11 protein-coding genes and 2 tRNA genes are annotated in these 20,542 nt (G+C 60.9%); 6 read left to right on the top strand and 7 right to left on the bottom strand.

The window, feature by feature from the left end; all coding sequences use genetic code 11:
• Nucleotides 1-5 precede the first annotated feature (5 nt).
• Nucleotides 6-5,225 carry an AAA family ATPase gene (locus K1X75_08835; GenBank protein ID MBX7058159.1) on the bottom strand — a complete coding sequence of 1,740 codons (5,220 nt, stop codon included), beginning with the start codon at nt 5,223-5,225 and terminating at the stop codon, nt 6-8.
• Nucleotides 5,226-5,236: 11 nt separating this feature from the next.
• A complete protein-coding gene (locus K1X75_08830; GenBank protein ID MBX7058158.1) occupies nt 5,237-7,312 on the bottom strand; it encodes a M3 family metallopeptidase in 2,076 nt (691 codons plus the stop codon).
• A 91-nt stretch (nt 7,313-7,403) separates the two neighbouring features.
• Between K1X75_08830 and K1X75_08825 the strand changes: the two genes are divergently transcribed.
• Complete coding sequence (locus tag K1X75_08825) at nt 7,404-8,450, top strand: hypothetical protein (protein MBX7058157.1); 1,047 nt, start codon at nt 7,404-7,406, stop codon at nt 8,448-8,450.
• 28 nt (nt 8,451-8,478) lie between these two features.
• On the opposite strand, the gene K1X75_08820 is transcribed toward K1X75_08825, so the two are convergent.
• The 3 genes from K1X75_08820 to K1X75_08810 form a co-directional block, all read right to left on the bottom strand.
• Nucleotides 8,479-9,513, bottom strand: a complete 1,035-nt coding sequence (locus K1X75_08820) for a response regulator (protein MBX7058156.1) — start codon at nt 9,511-9,513, stop codon at nt 8,479-8,481.
• Between the two features lie 3 nt (nt 9,514-9,516).
• Nucleotides 9,517-10,425, bottom strand: a complete 909-nt coding sequence (locus K1X75_08815) for a hypothetical protein (protein MBX7058155.1) — start codon at nt 10,423-10,425, stop codon at nt 9,517-9,519.
• 117 nt (nt 10,426-10,542) lie between these two features.
• Nucleotides 10,543-10,615: transfer RNA gene (locus K1X75_08810), tRNA-Ala, on the bottom strand.
• Nucleotides 10,616-10,740: 125 nt separating this feature from the next.
• Between K1X75_08810 and K1X75_08805 the strand changes: the two genes are divergently transcribed.
• Nucleotides 10,741-11,607, top strand: coding sequence for an SDR family oxidoreductase (locus K1X75_08805; GenBank protein MBX7058154.1), 867 nt, complete (start codon nt 10,741-10,743; stop codon nt 11,605-11,607).
• Between the two features lie 35 nt (nt 11,608-11,642).
• Nucleotides 11,643-15,803, top strand: a complete 4,161-nt coding sequence (locus K1X75_08800) for a hypothetical protein (GenBank protein MBX7058153.1) — start codon at nt 11,643-11,645, stop codon at nt 15,801-15,803.
• Nucleotides 15,804-15,821: 18 nt separating this feature from the next.
• Here K1X75_08800 and K1X75_08795 read toward each other — a convergent pair.
• Nucleotides 15,822-15,895, bottom strand: a tRNA-Ile gene (locus K1X75_08795).
• 151 nt (nt 15,896-16,046) lie between these two features.
• Here K1X75_08795 and K1X75_08790 point away from each other — a divergent pair.
• From K1X75_08790 to K1X75_08780, 3 genes are all read left to right on the top strand, one after another.
• Nucleotides 16,047-17,642 (top strand): insulinase family protein, encoded by a 1,596-nt coding sequence (locus tag K1X75_08790; protein MBX7058152.1) that lies wholly within the window; start codon nt 16,047-16,049, stop codon nt 17,640-17,642.
• On the top strand, nt 17,639-19,096 hold the full coding sequence (locus tag K1X75_08785; protein ID MBX7058151.1) for an insulinase family protein: 1,458 nt from the start codon (nt 17,639-17,641) through the stop codon (nt 19,094-19,096). The genes K1X75_08790 and K1X75_08785 overlap by 4 nt, the downstream gene beginning before the upstream one ends.
• Nucleotides 19,097-19,188: 92 nt before the next feature.
• Complete coding sequence (locus K1X75_08780) at nt 19,189-19,980, top strand: MBL fold metallo-hydrolase (protein MBX7058150.1); 792 nt, start codon at nt 19,189-19,191, stop codon at nt 19,978-19,980.
• On the opposite strand, the gene K1X75_08775 is transcribed toward K1X75_08780, so the two are convergent.
• Entirely contained in the window at nt 19,958-20,539 is a 582-nt protein-coding gene (locus K1X75_08775) for a nucleoside 2-deoxyribosyltransferase (protein MBX7058149.1), read from the bottom strand. The two genes, K1X75_08780 and K1X75_08775, sit on opposite strands and share 23 nt — an antisense overlap.
• Between the last annotated feature and the right edge of the window lie 3 nt (nt 20,540-20,542).

Here is a 20,542-nt window from a genome sequence, read left to right as displayed (position 1 = left end):
GCCGCTCAAGGCACAGTATCGCCGGCAGCGGGACCAAGATACTTCAGTCGAAGAATAGAAATATCATCGGTCAGCTGACCGCGGCGCTGCAATAGCTGGTAAATTTCGGCTGGATCGCCCATTGCCTCGCGGGCCGCCGCCAGAAAGACTTCGGGAGAACTGACCAGCTTGCGCGCTTCCTCGCTATCGCCAAGCAAGAGATCGTCGCGACCATCCGTGGCGGCCAAGAGCGAGGCGCCGGCGCTGAGACGCAAATGATGAATCGGCAGACGCAAATCTGGCGCGACGGGCATCCCCAGGCGCGGCGCCTGCGTGGCCTCGCTCAACAACCGCACCTCTCCCCCTTCCAGCAAAGCCGGAGGCGGATGATCGGACAGCGACAGCCAGCAGTCGCCAGTGCCGGCGTCGATCACGCCCAGAATGCAGGAGGCCATCATATATCCGCTAAAAGACGAAAAGATCAAGCTGAACTCGCGGTAGCAGCGATGCAGCCATGCCTCCGGAGAACTTTCGATGCTTCGACCGGAAACTGTCAGCGCCTCAAATACCGCTGCAAGAATCAAGACTCCGCCGGCGCCCTGCAGCGACTTGCCCATGGCGTCAGCATTGACGAAGACAGCGCAGTCCCGCTGGCCAACCTGTAAACGTCGCACCAGGCTGATATCGCCGCCGATTTGTTCGTTCCATCGTTTAAATTGAAACTGCTTGATCTGTCTGGTGAAAGCCTGCGCCGCTACGCGCTTTGAATCGTAGCGAATGCTGGATAGCGGCTCAACCAGTTGTGAGATCAGATAGTAGTCCAGGTCCTGCTGCAGCTTCAGTTCGCGCAACTGACGCAGGGTTTGCTGTAGTTCCTGGGTGCGCGTTGCCACTCGATCTTCCAGTTGGGCATAGAGGCTGGCATTATCCAGAGCCGCCGCCGCTTGTGCGGAAAGCAGCCCAATCAGCTCGATACGCTCCGGAGTAAAAATACCGGGCGCCAGATCATTGTCCAGATAAAGCAACGCTATCAGTCGCCCGCGTTGCAGCACTGGCGCGCAGTACAGCGAGCGGGCGCCCTCCGGTCCATCGACGGCGCCTAGCTGTTCGCGCACATCATACTGTGCTATGGCTTGCTGACTGGCATGAACCCGTTGCAGCACGGCTTGCGGCAAGAACTCCAGGCGAGCCGCCGGCAAATCGGCCGCTTCCACCTGCAAATCTGCGGCGAAGGCGCCAAAGGCGCGTACGCGTAGCTCCGTGTCGTTTGGCGTCAAGAATGCGCCTCGACGGGCGCCGGAAACTACCATGATCGCTTCCAGCGCCCGGGGCGCCAGTCGCTCCAGCGTAATCTCGCCGGAGATGGCGCGCGCCGCGTTGAGCGCCGCGGCGACAAGCGGAGAGGATGAGGCTAACGCTACTTCAGCGCGCACCGGATGCGAACCAGGATGCAAGAGCGCCGCTACTTTGCGCGCACCCCAGCGCTCCAGTGTCAGGCGGGCTCCGGCGCGCGCACTGTCCGCGGCAGCTCGGGCGTCCAGGGTCTCTAACAATTCCGCACTGCGCAGCGCGGCAATCGCCGCCAGCGGCAGATCTTCGTCGCCAATGGCGCTGCGCTGCGCCTTGCTGAAGGCAGAAATTGCCCCGCTAAGATCGCCGCGTCGCCACCGCGCCTCCCCCTCCACAAAGTATTGCTGAGTTTCAAAATGCGGCGCGGGGTCATCGCGTCGTAGTCTTCGAATTCGCTTTTCCGCCTGACGCAGACGCCAGCGCATCCGGCGCGACAAGCTGCCTTTGCGCAATTGCTGTGACAGAGCCAAAACCACATAGACTTCGAAGCAGACCCCCAAGGCCAGCGGGCGCGCCGGTTCAAAAATCGGCGTTGCCAGGGCAATGGCCTGCAGCGCGCGTTCCGACTGCCCGAACAGCACGCCATCGCGCAGGTCCAGAAAATGGCGAAAAATTAAGGTCACCGGGTTGCCGCTTTGCATCTGTCGCAGATGCTCGGCGGCATCGTAGGCGCGCGCCGCAAGCGCCGAAGAGCTTTGCCCGCTGAGCTGCTGGCAGGAATGAAGCGCCAGCAGGAAGTCGCCTTCTACATCGCGATCGCCGCTGCGATCCGTAAAGCGGAGGAAGGTCTCCGCCAGTCTGGTCAGCTCCGGCAGCGGTTCGCCTCGCGCCGTGGCGCAGAAAATTCGATTGGCAAGAGCGTAGCCGGCATAGACCAGATCGCCCGTTTCCAGGCCAGAGCGAAAGGCGCGCCGCAGATAGCTGTGATTGCTGCGCATCGGATTCTGCCAGTGGTTGATGAAGCCGCCATAGATTACCAGAATCCTTGCACGCAAGGCGGCCGAGCCAGCGGCCTCGTTGATTTCCATCGCGACGCGACCAATGCGATCGGCCTCTGCATGTCGACCGAGGGGCTCGGTAAGCAGCGCCGCGTAGATCATAAATGCATAGCCGCTGGCGCCGGACAGGCCATGACGCAGAGAAAACCGCGCCATCCGGAGCGACAGTACCGCAAACAGATTCTGATCGGTGAAGAAGGCCGGCGGCGCAAGGGCCATCATCAGCTCCATGGCGATGAGCAGTCGCGGCCGATGCATCAAAGGCAGCTGCTGAAAATCGGCGGCGCTCAGACCGCGACGGGCAATTTCCAGACGGCCAAGTTCCCAGAGTACCGCTGCTTTCCCCGGCCGCTCGCGCAAACGCAGGCCCAGCAGACGCAGACCGCGCAGGCCCATTCGAATTGCCTCGCCGTGTCTGCCCTGATTGGTGTAGAGTACGACCAGCTTTTGATGTATTGCGGCGACCAGATCCAGGTCTTTGCAGCGTTGCACGAGAACAGCAAAGCGTTGCTCGGCTGAACCGTAGTCCCCGCTGAGATACTCGCTTTCCAGAGCAAGAGACCAGGCGCGCGCAGCCAGTTCCGGACGCTGCGACCAGAGCTGATCCTCCTGCAGGGCAATTGCCGCGCGCGAGTTTTGCGCCGCTTGATCCCATGCTGCGCTGCGCATGGCCTCCGCCGCCGCGGAAAGATTGAGTTCGATCAGGCGCATTCTTTCAGCTTGCGTCAGATCCGAAACGCTTGCCCCATTCAATTGCCGAACAATCGCGAAAATGCTGATCGCTTCTCCCTGATCCAGCTTTTGCAGCAGACGACGCCCGACGTGCAATCGAAGCTGAGTTGCCTGATCCTCGCCCAGCAATGCGGCGGCCGCTTCCTGCACGCGATCATGAGCAAATTCGATCAGGCGTCGCTCGCCTTCATCGCGAAAGGAAATCAGACCATCGGCCAGCGCTTCTTCAAGCGGATCCGATGCATCGCCGCCGCGCAGCTGAGCCCAGATATGCTGAAACAGCTCCTCCTCCGGCGCAGCGCCAATGTGGGCCAACGCTCCCAGGGCCTGACGCGTTTGCTCCGAATAAACAGCAAGGCGACCGACCAGAAATTCGGTGATGCTGCCCGGAACGACCGCCCCCATCCCCTCCAGATTCCAGCTCCAGCGGCGACGACCGGCATCGTAACGAATCCAGCCTTCGCCGGCGCCGGCATACAGCAGGCGTAGCGAATAGAAGGCATTGCCGCCGGTACGCACATGGACCGCCGCCGCCAAACTCAGCGCCTCTTCCCACGGCGCCGCCAGACTCTCGGCGATCATCTGAGCCAGATCTTCGGCGCGCAGCGGGCCAAGTTGTATCTCTTGCAGCGTCGAACCGCTGCGACGTAGTTCCTCCATTGCCGCTCCCAGGCGCTGACGCGAAAGTTCGTCGGCCGGACGCGAAGATAGCAAGACGGCAATCCGAACATCAGTCAGGTGCAAGAGGCTGCGCAGCAAATCGATCGAGGCCAGATCCGCCCATTGCAAATCATCCAGCACCAGAGCAAGGCTTCGATCGCCAGCGGCAAATTCACGAAAGAAAGTCAGAAACAGATGATGCAATCGGTTCCGCGCCTCGGCCGCCGGCAGTTCTTCCGCAGCAGCTTGCGGCCCCAGCCAGAGAGCCAGCTCTGGCAACAATTGGATCAGCGCCGCTGCGCTATTTCCCAGGGCGCTCTGCAAACCGGCGCGCACACTGGCCGGCGCCGAACCGCCGGCGACCTGCAGATCAGCCAGCAATCGCCGCGCGGCCTGCAGCCAGGCGCGATAAGGAATGCCGGCCTCCAGCGCGTCAAAACGGCCGTAGCTAAAGAACATGGCCTGGCGCAACGCGACAGTTTCAACTTCACGCAATAGCGCCGATTTCCCTGCTCCCGCCTCCCCTTCGACAACAACCGCAGCCAGTCGTCCCTGTCGCGCCGAGGCCAGAGCCTGCGCCAGCAATTCCAGTTCGCGATCTCTGCCGTAGAGACGCTGGCTGAGGCCGAATCTTTCCGGCGGATCATCCTGTCCGGCAATGCCGCCATCGCCCGACGCGTTTCCCTGCAAGACGTCTTCTGCAGTACGCAGGTCGCGTATCAGTCCGGAAACGCTGCGATAGCGTTGTTCCGGGTCCTTGGCCAGCAGGCGGGCGAGGATTTCATCGAGCATAGGCGGAAGTTCCGGTCGCAGCGTCTTGAACAAGGGCGGGGCTGCAGCCAGGTGAAGATAAACCCATTCGCCAGGCGAAGCGGCTTGAAAGGGCGGACGACCGGCAAGCATCCAGAAGAGGATCACACCCAGGGCGTATAGATCGGTGCGATGATCGCTGTCACGATTGGTGCGGCCGCTTTGTTCCGGCGCCATACAGATCAGATTTTGCGGCGGATCAGTGGAGCGTTCCCGTTGCCGATTCAGCCGGGAGAGCCTGGCGGCCCTGGAAAAATCGATCACCGAAGCTCGAGCGGCGTTGACATCAACGAAGATGCGCTCCGGGGCGAGGCTTCGGTGAACGACCTGCGCCGCGTGGATCGCTTCCAGCGCCGCAGCGATCGCGATTGCGGCGCGCAGCGATTGCTCGGGCCGCAAGGGATTGCGTTCCAAAATATGAGCCAGCAGCTCGCCTTCGGGATGCTCCAGAATTTGGATCGATCCGCGCTGGTGTGAACGAACTTCAAGCAGCGCCGGCGCACCGCCCTTCAAGGCGCGCACGATCCGAATTTCGCGATTCAGTCTGAGCAGAGCGCCAGGGTCCAGCGCGCCCGGCGTCGGCGCCTTGATCAGACAGGCGCTACGGGCTGAGGACAGGTAGCGACCATTGTACAGCTCGAACTCGGCATTGGCATGAATCAGCGATCCCTGCTCAATCCCTTGCAGCTCGAGCATGTTGGGCTACCTCAGGCGGCCACGCCGCTCTGTCGCAGGAGCGCCTCAATGCCAGGTTTGCGCCCGCGAAATAGCTCGAAGACCTCCATTGCCGGTCGGCTGCCGCCCATAGCAAGCACCGTATGACGAAAGCGGCGTCCAACTTCCGCAACCCTCGCTGCATTTCCCAATCCCGCTTCTTCAAAGGCCTCGAAGGCATCGGCCGAGAGGGCTTCGGCCCATTTATAGCTGTAATATCCGGCGCTGTAGCCGCCGGCAAAAATATGTGAAAAAGAACAGAGAAAGCGGTCTTCGTCCAGCGGCGGCAGATCGGAAGTCCGCGCCTCCATCTCCCGCTGTAGAGCAAACAGCTCGTCGGCGCTGCCGCCACGCCAGTCGTGATGCAACTGGAGATCGAGCAGCGCAAAGCGCAGTTGCCGCAGCATATCCGAAGCTGCACGGAAGGTGCGCGCGCCTTTGATGCGTACAAATAGGTCCTCCGGGATAGTCGCTCCGCTGTCAATGTGCGCCGAAATCCCCTGCAAGGTTTGCAGATGGTAGCACCAATTTTCCATGAACTGGCTGGGGAGTTCCACAGCGTCCCATTCAACGCCGCTGATTCCGGAAACATCGGGGAAATCTACTTCTGTGAGCATATGCTGCAGACCGTGGCCAAATTCGTGAAAGAGCGTCTCCACCTCCCGAAAGGTCATCAGCGAAGGTCGCTCGCCTATCGGCGGCGTACCGTTGCATACCAGATAGGCGACAGGCAATTCCAGGTCTTGCTTCCGGCGTCGACGCGGTATACAGACATCCATCCACGCGCCGCCGCGCTTGTTCTCCGGACGCGAGTAGGGATCCAGATAGAACGAGGCCAGCGCCTCGCCGCCGCCATCGCGAATTCGAAAATAACGGACATCGGGATGCCAGATCGGCGCCTCGCCATCGGCGGCTTCGATTCGCACGCCAAAGAGACCTTCGGCCAGCGCAAAGAGCCCCTGCAAAACGCGCGGCATTGGAAAATAGGGACGCAGCTCTTCGTCGCTGAATTGGAATTGTGATTCGCGCAATCTTTCGGAATAGTAAGCAACATCCCACTGGCGCAGTGGGCCCTCCAGACCGGATTCCGCAGCAAAGTTGTTGAGCTCCGCATATTCGCGACTGCCAGCTGCGCGCGAAGCGCCCAGCAGTTGTTCCAGGAACTGACGCACCTCCTCTACGTTTTGCGCCATCTTGGAATCGACGCTCAACTCCGCCCAGCTCTGGAAGCCAAGCAGTTGCGCCTGCCTGCGACGAAGCTTCAAGATGCGTAAGATTCTGGCGGTGTTGTCAAACTCGCCAGCGCTTGACCGCGTAATACTTGCTCGATACATGGCTTCACGAAGCGAACGCGATGTCGCGTGCTGCATGAACGGCATATAGGAAGGAAAGTCCAGGGTGAATTGCCACGGTCCCTGCTCCGGGCCCGCCGGCGCTTCACCGGGATGCGACCGATTCCAGCTGGCGGCAGCCATGGCCAGCGCCGCCGGGGGCAAACCGTCCACATCCTGCGCCTCCACAAGCTCCAGCCGGTAGGCGCGCGTTGCGTCGAGCACCGCATTGGAAAACTCGGTCGCCAGACGGGTCAGTTCACGGGCGTTGTCGTTGAATTCCTGTCGCGCCGCGCCATCCAGACCAACGCCGGCATGGCGGGCGTCGCGCAACCGCAAATGCAACGCGCGGCGGCGTATCCCGTCCAGAGAATCGCCGAAAGCCTCCAGCCTTTCCAGAGCATCAAAAAGCGGACGACTTTGCCCAATACGTAAGTAGAAGGCGGTAACTTCCTGCTCCACAGCTTCGTAGGCCTCGCGCAATTCGCTGGCGTTCATAACTCCCAGCAAGTGCCCGGCAGGCCCCCAGCTGCGCTGGATTTCATAGTCGATATCGGCGAGGGCGTCGAGCAACGCGGCGTCTGCTGGCGGCGCCTTTTCCAGTTCCAGCAGACGCTGCTCAAGCGCCGCCAGCAAGCTGCGAATCGCTGGCACAATATGGCGGGCTTCGATTTCCTGAAAGGGCGGCAGAGTGTCGCGCTGCAGCAGTGGGTTGGCCAATTCAAGTTCCGCGGGCATGTCCGGGATTTGCTGGGGAGCCGCCCGCCACGGCAAGCTTCATTTCCGCAAAAAGACTGGACCAGGCCTTTGCAGCCATCGGATTCCGCCCATGCCGCGCACTTCCTCGCATTCGCTTACAAAAATTGGCACACTGCTTTTCGCCGCTCTACAGCCGCTGCAGACCTCCCCCCTGCCCATAGCTGCACTGCCAGCGGCGGAAGTCAGCTATCAGCCCAGCGAGCGCAGCGAGTATACCCAGGCCTGGAATTACAATTTTCATGGCGGCGGCGTCAGCATCTACGCTACGATTGTTATCAGCAATCTTGGCCCCGGCTCTTTGAACAACGGCGTCTCCATCCTGGTCCATGAGAATGGCCGGGACCACATTCAAACTGCCGAATACAATGATGAATTGCTGCAAGCCAGGCCCGGACAATTTGGCGCCAAGGTTTATACCAGTGAGATAGCGCTTCACAACGGCCAATACATCCTGACCGTTCGCCTCGACGGCCTGGAAGCCGACGTACAGATGCCCGCCGCCGGCGCCGCATTGCGCTTGAGCGGCGGTCCGATTGCGAGCTCGGGCGACGGAGGCTTCATCCGCGCCGATATTCCAGCCGCAGGCGGACCGGCGCGGGCGCGGTTGAAAATCGGCAATCAGGAACGCATTCTGCAAGGCGTTGCCGGTCTCGAAGCGCTCTATGCGACCTCATCGCCGCATCACTATGCGCGCAGCCTGAAACTGACGCGCACCTTTCAGGTCAACCGCGGACTGTTTCTGGCCCATATGCGCGTCAGTGACGATGTCGCTGCCGGCGATTTCATATCCTATGCGAGAATTGACGGCGCAATTCGCGGCGAGGATCGCTTGCGCTTGACAGCAAGCGAAGAGCGCCTCAATGCATTCAGCAACTATCGCATCGCGACGCAGAGCGAGTATCGCTCGCCGGAAGGCTGCACGATTCGCGAGGAGCTTGGCGCCCCCCTGGGCCAGTACTATATTCTGCAACATGTCAGCGCTCTCTTGCGCTGGGTAATCCGCACCTTCTTTACCCGACCCTATATTCTCTATTTCAAGAGTCGCATCAGCCTGCAATGCGGGGCTCGGACCGAAAGCTTCGATGGATACACCTCCATCTATCTGATCAACTATTGATTCTATTCGCTTCAAGTTGAGCCTGGGCTCAGGCGGTGCGTTCGTAGCGATAAACCTCGCGCCCTTCAAATTGACCTGCGGCGAAGAAATACTTCCGCGCCCGCGGACCGATCTTCTCGTAGATGTCGGCGGTCATCATCAAAACGCTTCGCTCCGGATTGTTGATAGCCATGTGCGCACTGAGATTCAGCGCTTCGCTGTAGATCTGGCTTTTGTTCTCGCGGTAGACCGTTTGCCCGGCGGCCAGACCGATATTGATCTGAACCGATTCAGTCAGATTATCCACAGTCATATTCAGGATATTGACCGTCGCTCGCATCTCCACCGCCGCCAACAAGGCCCCCAGATAGGTGTCGCCAGGGAAGGCAAAGAAGGCCCCGTCCTCTTTGCGCGTCCAGAGCTTGCCCTCGTGAGTTCCGGGGATATCACAAAGACGACTTAAGATCCGTTCCTGCAGGGCCAGCAGCCGCCGCTCATCCAGTGTTGATCGAATCGACTCGGGATAAAAAAGCTGCAAATAAAGATAGGTAATCCAGTAGCGCTCTCCATCAATGAAGGCTGGATCGGCGTCCGCCGATTCAACGCGGCGTCGCAACTCGGCGCGCTCTACCTGGATGTAGGACTTCAATCGCTGGTTGATGCGATCGTATTCCGCAGGCAATTCGACGGTTGCTCCAGCCGCGCGGGCTTTTTCGGCGCGCTCATATTCCAGCACGGCGCGGGCAATCGCCAGCGGCAGGTGCCCGAGTTTGATATGGCCCCGCGAAACGAAGTCGGCAGCGCCAGCGCGCATGCACTCCACTGCCAGGCGTTCGGAATCTTCCGAAGTAACAACGATTACCGGAATGCGACGCTGATGAAAATGAATCAGCAGGTCGAAGATATCAAGGTCCGGGAGGCGCGTTTCGCTCAGGCAGATGTCGCAGCTTTGCGCGGCGACAAAGCCCAGCGCTTCGGCCCCCGTCGCGGCAAAGTGGACCTGCACCTGGCGAAACTCCGATTCCAGCATGCGCTTGTAGTATTCGCGCACCGACCGATCAGGATCAATGATCAGGATTTCCATAGTTCAAGTCGGCTGGTACTGATAGACGCGCATGCCGCGAAGTTCCTCGCCTTCGCGGAAGTGTCGCCGAATTTCATCCGGCAGCAATCGATGCACAGGGCTGGTGACCGCCAGGCAATTTGCCGCGGAGTATTTCTTTTCGACTTCCTGCGCCAATTTCAAATCATCGCTGGCGATCAGACGGACATCATTGCGGTAAACGCAGGGTCCGTAGTGGACGCCAATGCGCAGCTTCAGGTCATTCTCAGGGCGCAGCTGGCTTTCTACGATATTGAACAATGGCAAATAGTTTAGAATTGTAACCAGGGCCAGCACGGTCATTGGCGCGCTGCTTTCGCCATGAAACGCCGCCATTCCGCCATCGCCATGCCAGTACCAGACGCGCCCGTCCCAGTTTTCCACCTGACGCTGGATGCTGGCGGCCATCGCACTCATTGTGGCTTCTACGTCTTCCTTCACATTGGTGCGCACCAATTCCGAACTGGCGACAACGTCGATGCTGGCCAGACAGAAGGGATACTCTTCGCCGTCGCGCATGAAGCCCCAGCCCGAACTTTGTTCCACACGCTGGTCGCGGACGAAGCGCGCATTCTGTCGGTCAAAGATCCAGCCATCCTCCTGCAACAGCGCTACCAATCGATCGGCGCCCTTGACATGAATGACGCCGCCGCTGGCGCCCTGACCTTCGCGCGACAGCATGAAGGCGATGTACTGCATCAACTTGTCGGGGCTGCCAAAATGCTGCAGGACGCAGTCCGCGGCGACCTTGCGCGGAATGACAATCTTGTCCCCAAAGCCGGAAATCTCTTCAATGCTGAAATCGCCGTCCACCTCCCGACCGAGGTGACTCATCTGCTGCGTATTCAACGATTGTACGAGGACATCGCCCAGTGCTTTGCGCAGTTGCTTCATGCCAGACCCGGTGGACGTCGAGTAATGACCTGGTGCAAGTACGATGTCAAACGCTATTGGCCGGCTGAATGGAGCGCCGCAAAGCTGGCGCTCTGCAAGGCTTCAGAGGCGCTATTGTGGAGACTATCGGGATCGAACCGACGACCTTCTGGGTGCAAACCAGACGCTCTCCCAACTGAGCTAAGTCCCCGTTAATGCTGCAACTGCGGTCAAGAAACGGGCCGCAGGCGCCCTGTAAAGTCTCTTTCCACTGTTGGCCGAAAGCGCCTTGTCGCAGCCTTGCGGCTGGCGACGCTGGACGAAATGAGTTCTGATATGCGCTCCAAATCGTCAGCGCTGCGGACCGCTGTACTGATCAGCGGGGCAAGTTCCGGCATTGGTCGCGCCCTTGCCCTGGAACTGGAGCGTCTGGGCGTTTTCGTATATGCCGGCGTGCGCAACCTTTCCCGGGCCCGGCAGGACCCGGGTGAAAGCCCGCTGCGCAAACTCTTGCCGCTGGATGTGACCAGACCGGCGCAACTGCACCAGGCTCGTAAGGTCATTCAGAAGGATGGACGCCAGCTGCTGGTTCTGGTGAACAACGCCGGCTACGGACTGTACGGCGCCTTTGAGGAATTGAGCGATAGTGAGTTTCGCGATCAATATGCCACGAACTTTTTTGGCCTGCTGGATCTGACGCGGACGATGCTGCCGCTGCTGCATGCCAGCGCTGCCGCCGGACTGCGGCCGAGGATCCTCAATGTTAGCTCTGTGCTTGGCTTTCTCGCCCTGCCGACAGGAACAGCCTACTGTTCATCGAAGTGGGCGGTCGAGGGATTTACCGAGGCGTTACGCTATGAGCTTGCAGCGCGCAACATCCAGGCGTCGCTCATTGAGCCCGGTCTGATCCGTACGAACTTCAAGAACAATATGGCCTCGCCGGCGGCCAGCCAGAAACCGGACTCTCCTTATGCGCCGCTGAATCAACAGATCCACCGCCAGGGCTACAGTCGCCTATCCACCTCGGCGGAAGCTGCCGCCCGCCGCCTGGCTGGCATCTGCCTTAAAGAGCGTCCCGCAGCGCGCTACCGCCTGGGTCTGGATGCGCACCTGTACTATGCCTTGCACCGACTGCTGCCCAGGCCGCTGATCGACTGGTTGATGCGCTCCGCAGTTCGCTACGCTATGTCCCAACAGGCTTGACCGCGCGGCGCCTGCCCTGACTGCTGAAGCGGCAGATGGCCGTATCCAAAAAGAAGACAGCGAAAAAGGCGCCCGCAAAGAAGAGCGCGCCCGCCAAAAAGAGCAGCGTCCGCAAAGCGCCTGCCCCCGCCGCCAGGAAAAGCGCGTCGCGCCCGGCGGCCGCAGCGCAGGGTCGCAGCGCCATGCTGCGCATGCTTGATGCCGTGCGCGGCAAGGAACTTTCGGCGCGTATCCGTGAGCTGGCCGCCGTGCTCCACGAAGAGACCGGCTTCTCCAGTCTCAACGTTCTGATGCGCAGCGGACGCAAAATGCATTTGCTGGCGCTCAGTGCCGACGGTCAGTACTGGCAGGCGGCTTCCATTGCCGAAGGTCCGGCGCTTGAACTCGGTCAGCTGGCCCTTGATTCGGCCCTGGTTGCCACACACAAAACCGGATTTCGACCCATGAGAATGGTCGAATCGACGCCGCAACCCTTCGATGCGGCGGAGACGCTTTCGATCCTTGTCGCTCCCTGCATCGACGCCGGGCAGGCGATCGGCGCCCTTGCTGTCAACCTGGCCAATCCGCGGCCAGCCTATACCGAGCAGGACCTGGCCATTGTAGAAGCCGCCGCACGGCTGCTGGGACAGGACATGGCGCTGCTCAGCGCCCACGAGCGCGAAGCGCACTGGCGAGCCAGCATCGAAGAGCAGAAGCAGGCGCGTAAGAACGAAGCCAGCGAACTGCAAGCGCTGCGCGATCATTCCGAAAAGGACCGCAGCAATCTCCAACGCCTGGAAGCCGCGCGCCAGAATCTGGAGCGACAGTTGAGCGAGGCTCAGCAGCGCGAACAGCAGCTGCGCGAAAGGTCGGCGACGGCAGAGAAAGAGCGCAAAGCGCTTGAAGAAGAATGGCGACATCGGTTGTCGGACGCGGATCGCGAACACAAGGACAGCACAGAACAGTTGCGTCGTGAGCACAGCGCGCTGCAGAGCGAACACCACAGCCTGCAAAACAGGTTGAAAGAGGAACAGAACCAGCGACGGCAGGAAAGCGAGGAGCTGGCGAAACAACACGCAGCCGCTATGCAAAACGCGGCAAAGGCAGCGGACGAAGAACGCCAGCAAGCCCTCGAACAGGAACGTCGCCAGCTTGGCGCCGCCGGGGCCAGCCGCGAGAAGCAGGCCAGCGAGCGCATCAGCGCGCTGGAAGCGGAGCTAAAGCAAGAGCGCGGGTCGCATCAAGCCGCCCTGAAAAGTGCGCTGCAGGAACGCGAAGCCGCATTGCAGTCGGAATTCAATGAGCATCGCCAGAGCCTGCAAGCCGAGTTGAGCCAGCTGGGGCAGCAACTGGAGCGCAACAAGAGCGAACACAAAGAGCAAGCGGCTGCCGGCCAGCGCGAGGCCGAGTCGCGCCTGGCCGAGGCTCAAAAGAAATCCGATGAGCAGCGCCAGCAGCTGCAGCGCCGCGTGGACGAACTCGAAGCATTCCAGGCGCAGGCCGGCGCCGCGCAACAATCGCTGCAGGCCGCCGAGGAACGCGCGCGGAACATGGAAGCGGCGCAGGCCAGGCGGGAGAGCGAGCAGTCCGCTCGTTTGCAGGAATTGCAAAGCGCCATTGACCGCCTGAAATCCGAGGCCAGCCAGCGCGAACAGGTTTTACAGGGCGATATCCAGGCTTCTACTCAATTGCTGCAGGAGAATGAGTCGGCGCGGGCGGCGGCTGAAACGGAGCGTGAAGAATTGCGCCGGGCGCTGGACGGGACGCGGCAGGAGCTGGAGCGCGCTCGCCTGGACCTTCAGCAGCGGCTGCAGGAGACTCAGGCGCTGCAAAAGGACTTGAGCGAACGCGAAAGCGGCCTTGCGGCGGCGGCCACGGAAGCGCAATCGCTGAACTCCGAGCTACAAAAGACGCGCGATGAATTGCAGCAACGGCGCGCGGCCCAGGAAAGCGAGACTGCCGAAATTCGTCGTCAGCTGAGCGCGGCGATTGAGGCCGGAGGGAAGCTGCAAAAGGAGCTGGAAAACAAGGACCGCGAACTGCTGCAAAAGGAAAATGACCTTCACGGACAGACCTACGAACTGCGTCAGCGCGTTCAAACCCTGGGCGAGTCCCTGGAACGACAGCAACGCGACGCGCGCGATAGCAAGCAGCGCTTCGACGAGGAAACTGAGACCTTGCGCGCCCGCTCTGCGGCAGCCGAAGCCGCCTTGCAACAGGAACGCGAACGCAACCAGACTGAGCTTCAGAATCGCGAGTCGCGCAACAGTGAACTACGTAACCGCATCGCCGACCTGGAAAAATCGCTGTCCGCGGAGCAAAAGCGCAGCGCCGGACTGGATGACCAGCGGCAACGACTGGAGCGCGATCTTAGCGATAGCGTTGGCAGCGTGGATCGCTTGAAACAGGAACAGCAACGAGCGCTTTCTGAGACGCGGCAGCAGGCGTCGTTGATCGAAGACGGCTTACGCAAAGACCTCGAGTCGCGGGACCGGGCCCTCCAGGAGCAGCGCCAGCGCGGCGAAGCTTTGCAGCAACGCGTCGACAATCTGCAGCGCGAGCTGGCCAATCTGCGCGAGACAAAGGCGACGCTGGAATCAACCATCGCCGAGGCATCGCGCACCGAGGCTGCTCTTCGGAGCGATCTGGAAAAACAAAGCGCATCGCTGTCCGGCCGCGAGGCGCAATTGCAGCAGCGCGCCGCCGAAATAGCCGAACTCAAAGAAAGGGCCGCCCGGCAAGTGGAAGAAGAAGGCAAGTTGCGCAGCGAGATTGGCATTCGCCGCGAGCGCGAGGCGCGCCTGGAACAGAATATTGCTCAATTGCAGGAGGAGATTCGCGGGCTGAATTCGCGCATCAGCGAGGAGCAGCAGCGCATCCGCGAACTTGAATCAAATTTCAGCGGGGCGCGCCGCGAGATACAGTCGCTGCGCAGCGAGCTTGGCGATATGCAAAGTCGCGAAAGAAAACTCAACGAAGAATTGCAGCAGGCTCAATTGCGTATCCAGGGCTCGCAGGAGGAAGGCCGTCGTCTGGCACAACTGACCGATGCCATTGCCAACCAGCCAGGACTCGATCAGAAATTGCAAACGCTCTCTGACCAGATTGCGGCATCCGGCGAGGTGCGTCGTATTCTGGTCTTCAGCTTTGCCGGCGGCTCCACCCTGCGCCTGGAACGCGCCCTGCTTGAAGGACTGCCGCTGGAGACGCAAGGCGCCCCGGCCCTTGCACTGCGCGAAACTGTATTTGGCCAGGCCCTGACCGGTTTGAAGCCGCTACAATTTCAGCCGACCGAGGAGATTTCAGAGCCGGACCTGCCGGGCGAGCTGGCCGCATGGCTGAGCGCGACATCTGGAGCGGACAGAACTCAAGCTGGCGGATTTGTCTTTCTGCCGCTGCTGGAGGGCGAGGAGTCCGTTGGCCTGATTACGATTGCCTTTGCCGGCGCCGATCCAACCGACGCCCAGACGATGCGCGTGCTGGCTGGCGCTTCACCGCTTTTTGCTGTGGCCTTGCGCTACGAACAGCATCGCGCCGAACTGCAGCTACATCGCAGTCGCATCCAGCACTTTCGCGAAGCGATCAGTTACCGTGATCGTCGCTTTGCGCGCGCCGCCGGGGCTTTGCGCCGATTGGCGGACAGCACGCTGAAGCGCATCAAGTCCAGCCCCGAAGGCGAAGCGCTGCCGGCGGATATCCTCAAAGAGATTGAAGCCCAGAGTTCGTTGCCGCTGCCGGCGCTGATCGGCGAAGGCCCGCACGAAAAACTATTTCAGAAGTGGATGGAGACGCTGGGCGAACAGGCCAGAGCGGCAGCCGGCCTGCAACTGCAGCTGCAACTGGATAAGGCGGCGCTTGGCGAACTGGCGACGCGCATTGGCGGCGGATTTCGCAATCTCTACTGGCTCAGCCAGGAGGCGCTGGATAACGTCGTGTTGCACAGCCAGGCGACAGCGCTGATGATTGCCATGGAACGCGAGGGCGATCGCCTGCGCTTTCGGATTGTTGATAATGGCGAGGGATTGGTACGCACCGCAGGCAGCGAAGAGCCGCAGCGCGGCGCCGGACTGCGCGCCATACGCAATCTGGCCCGCGCGGCCGGCGCCCATGTGCGCTTTGGCCGGGATGAGCGGGGGCACGGACTGGCTATCGAACTGGATTGGTATCTGGCGGAAATGGACCTGGACCGCAGTACGGAAAATGCAGCGCGCGCTTGAAGTTGCGCTGCGCTTGTGTGGGCCAGGGAAGACTCGAACTTCCGACCCCTTCCTTATCAGAGAAGTGCTCTAACCGACTGAGCTACTGGCCCGGGGTCTGTCGGCAAAAACCGACTCGGACAGGGTTGGCGCCGGCCCCGCTCCGGCAAGTACATTTCCCGCTAGAGCCCGCCGCTGAAGCGCGGCGCGCAGTACAGGGAAAACAATCGCCGCCGACCTCAACGCATTGCAATGTGACCGAGTATGAAGCTTCTACTACGACGCTGCCTTGCAGTTCTGCTCCTGGCCCTGTTTTTTTCGCCAGCAAGCAGCGCCGCCGCCGAGGATGACAGTTTACAAAGCGTCTTTCGGCTGCTGGAAGCTCGTATCCGTCGCGTCCAGTATCCCAACGGTCTGCGGCTGATCATGATGAAGCAGGATTACGCTCCGACTGTCGCCTGCTACCTCAAGGTACGCGCCGGTTCGGCGGACGAGGATGATGCCAGCTCCGGCATTGCACATATGCTGGAGCATATGCTGTTCAAAGGAACGCACCTGGTAGGCACCCGCGACTGGCAGCGCGAGCAGAAATACCTGGAAGTTGGCGTTAGCTTTGCCAACCGCCTGGATGACTGGCGTCGCCGGGCGCTGGCAGCGCAAGGTCGCGGCGATGATGCGGCCTATCGCGAGGCGCAGACGCAGATTGTCATCTGGCGGCGACGCCTGGCCATGATCAATGGCATGGCGCGACAGTTCATCTTGCCCGAAGAAGACTCGCAGCTCTACGGCCAGAACGGCTCGCGCGGCTACAACGCCTACACCACCGCCGATCTTACCAACTACCAGGTGCAATTGCCCGCCAACCGCCTCGAGGTATGGGCGCGGCTGGAGTCGGATCGCATGCAGAATTCAACGCTGCGAGATTTCTATGTAGAACGAACTGTCGTCACTGAAGAACGGCGCATGCGCGTTGAAAATGTTGGCGCGCGCGCGCTGCTCGAAAAATTCCTGATCGAGGCTTACGGACCGGAACATCCCTATGCCCGTCCGGTCATCGGGCCGATGGCCAGCATCCAATTCTTAAACTACAATCAAGCGATGAAATTCTATCGCTCCCACTATGCGCCCAACAACAGCGTCATTGCGCTGGTGGGCGACCTCGATTTTGACCGAACCTCCGCTCTGGTCGGACGCTACTTTTCGGGCATTGCACGCAAACCAACTCCTGCTCCGCCGCGCGAGCCGCCCGTGCAACGCCGAGCGCTGCGCGTCGAGCTGCGCAAGGAAGGTTCGCCGGAGTATATGCTGGGTTGGTTCAAGCCGCCCCTGCCTGATCCCGATCATCTGAACCTTGAAGTTCTGAGCGCGATCCTTTCTGGCGGGCAGGATTCGCGGCTCTACCAGCGCCTGGTCGTTCAGGATGAGCTTGCCGCCGACGTTGGCGTCTGGACGGACTACCCTGGCGAGCGCTATACCAATCTCTTCATGATCGACGTAACGCCGGCGCCGGGCGCGGACTATGAGCGCATCCAGGCGGCAATTCTGGACGAGCTGCAGCGCGTCGTGCGCGACGGCATCCGCTCCGAGGAACTGGAGAAGGTCCGCTCCAGCATGCGCGCCGCCTTCCTCTACAAGCTGCGCAACATTGACGACCTGGCAGATACGCTTTCCTACTACGAGATCCTGACTGGCGATTACCATACGCTCTTTGATTTCTACGGGCGCATCGATTCGCTGAGCGTCGCAGATATTCAATCGGCCGCGGCTCGCTACCTGCGCGCCGATCAAGCCATGTCGGCGCGGCTGCTGCCGCCCGAATCAAGTCAGAGTCAGCCGGCCAGCGAAGAGGAGGCGCCATGAAATCGCGCATCTTACTGCTGGCGCTGGGCGCAGTTCTGGCCATCTGGCCCGCAGCCGCGGAACGACAGGGATTGCTGGACGGACTGCAATTCCCGCCGATGCAGTTTCAGGCGCCGCAAATTGAGCGGCGCAACCTGGCCGGCGGTCAGGTGCAATGGCTGGCGGCGCCGGATTCCAGCTTGCCTTTTTTCACTTTAAGCTTCAACTTTTCCGGCGGACTGGATCGCGAGCGCATTGGCGAGGCGGGCCTATTGCAATCCACGCTGCAGATGCTTGATCAGGGCGGCGCCGGCGATCTGGACGGCGCCGCGCGCAGCGCCTTGCTGGGACGGCTGGGCGGCAGCATCGGCTTCGATGCCGGCTACTCCAGTTGGTCCGTGAGCATTCGTTTCCTCAAGAAGGATTATGCCGAGGCGATGCGCCTGTTGCGCGAAGCGCTGCTGAATCCGCGCTTTCCGGAGGAAGAACTGCCAGTCATCCAGCGGGGCTTGCTCAGCGCCATCGAACGGCGCAACGATCGGCCGGAAAGCGTCGCCGCACGCCGTATGAACGAGTTGCTCTATCCAGGCTTGCGGCGCGGCTACTCGCTGCAGGCGGCCAACGTTCAGTCGCTGAGCGTCGCCGCTATGCGCGCCGAGCTCCGCCGACGTCTGAGCCGGCAATCCATGGTGATCGCGTCCGCCGGCGACTGGAGCGGACTGCCGCTGGCCGCTGATCTGGAAAGTCTGCTGCAGAAGCTGCCCACAGCCAACGAGCTGCCGCCGCCCGAGGCCGGCGGCATGAGCGAACTGCTGCGACGAAGGCCGGCTGCTGACCCCTACCGCAATCGTATCTTGCTGGTCGACACGCCGGCGGCGCAGGCAGTGATCGCTCTTGGCGCCTATCTGCCGCAGCATGCCTCGCCGCAGTTCTATGCTTTGCAAACCGGCAACTACATCCTGGGCGGCGGCTCCTTCAACTCGCGATTGATGCGCGAGATTCGCGTCCAACGCGGGCTGGCCTACTATGCCTATTCTTACAATGACTTTGGCGCACGCGACGGCGAGTTCAACGCCGGTTCTGCCACGCGCAATTCGCAGGCCGCCGATACGCTGCGTCTGATGCTGCAAATGATTCCAGAGCTTTCGCGCGGCGTCAGTCAAAGCGAGTTGAAGCTGGCCCAGGACTCCATCCTGAATGGCTTCGCCTTCCAGTTTTCGACGCCGGAGGAGACGGTCTCCAATGAATTGCGCTTCTTGCGCGACGGCCTGCCGCCGAACTATTTGCAGCAATTTCCGGCACAAATTCGCGCCGTGCGATCGGAGCAGATTGCCGAAAGCGCTCAACTGCTGCAGGCCGAAAACTTATTTGTGGTGGTTGCCGGCCCGGCGGCTTTGAAAGCGGAACTGGAAAAGATTCGTCCGGTGGTCGTAGTTCAACCAGAGACGCCGCTGTACGTCGGCCATTCCAACTGATCGGGAGCGCAACGATTCGCCTCAACGACTACAAGATCAAGGACTGGCACTTCACCGGCGTCAGCGAGGGCGGAGTACACACTTGCCTGTCCGTGCCCCGCGTCCGCCTGCTTTTTGATATTGGCGTAGGCAGCCCGCGGCTGACGGAGATTCCGCGTCTACTCTTGACCCACGGACATCTGGATCACAGCGCCGGCGCTCCTTACTATGTGTCGCAGCGCAATCTGCGCCGCCTGCCGCCAGCCGACATCTGGATGCCGCCGGAAATGGAGCCGCCGCTGCGCAAGATCCTCGAGCTCTGGGCGCAAATCGAGGACTACCAGCCGGTCTACAACCTCCACGCCGTCGACTACCAGCGCATCTACCCGCTCAATTCCAACCTGGGCTTCCAGGGACTGCGCAGCTTTCACCGCGTGCCCTCCAATGGCTATGCAATTGTGGAAAAAACTATCAAGCTGCGCGACGAGTTTCGCTCGTTGCCGGGGACGGAAATCGCCAGGTTGAAGAAAGAGCGCAATGATCTGTTCTACGAAGGCCTGGCCGCGCACGTGGTCTTTTCCGGAGACACGCGCATCGAATTCGTGACTGAACACGAACTGGCCAGGCGCGCCCGCATCCTCTTTCTGGAATGCACCTACATTTGCGAGAAGCGGCCGACGGAACGGGCCCGTCTCTGGGGACATACGCACCTCGATGAGATCGCTGCTCACGCTGAATGTTTTCGCGATGTTGAGCAGCTGGTATTGATTCACTTTTCGCCGCGTTACGGACGCGAGGAAATTCAAGCCACGCTGCAACGTAAGCTGCCGCGCTGGCTGCTGGAGAAAACCTTGCCGCTCTTGCCCGGGCCGCGCGGATCAACTAAGTCCGAGCATCGCCCATGATTGCAACGGCCTGCTGAAGCGCAGCCTCAAAGCAGCGAAGATCGCTATAGCTCTGCGAACCGTTGGAATCGCCGACGACCACGCTGCCGCCGCTGGCCACAATTGCTCCTTCGATCATCAGATTCTCGTGCATTCCAAAGTTTTCGACGAGCAAGCCCTCAGGGTCCTCCCATTCGCCGCTGGCCCGCGGCTGCAACTTCCCGGCGTAAAAATCGATGACGCGATCGCTGTATCCGCCGCGGCGATTGCTGTAGCCAAAAACCGGGCGGCCCAGCGCCCGCATGAAGCCAAGCTCATAGGCCGTGCCCGCATCCATGCCAGGGCCGCGGAAAGGCGTCAGGTTGGCGATCGCCGCCTGACAGCTTCGCATCAACTCTTCGTTAGCTGCACTGATGCGCAGGCCGGCCTGACGCGGCGCCAGTGCGGCAAGATCCAGGCTGCTATCCAGAGGAAATACTCCCTCCACTCCGGCGCGGCGACACAGTTGCTTCTTTGCTTCGCCAACAGCATGCGGATCGCGCAGGAACACTTCCGGACCCGCCAGATAAAATCGAAGCATATT

The organism is Leptospirales bacterium, from assembly GCA_019694655.1.
GTDB lineage: Bacteria > Spirochaetota > Leptospiria > Leptospirales > Leptonemataceae > SSF53.
The sequence above is the reverse complement of the archived record's forward strand: the minus strand, read 5'-3'. Positions and strand labels throughout refer to the sequence as shown.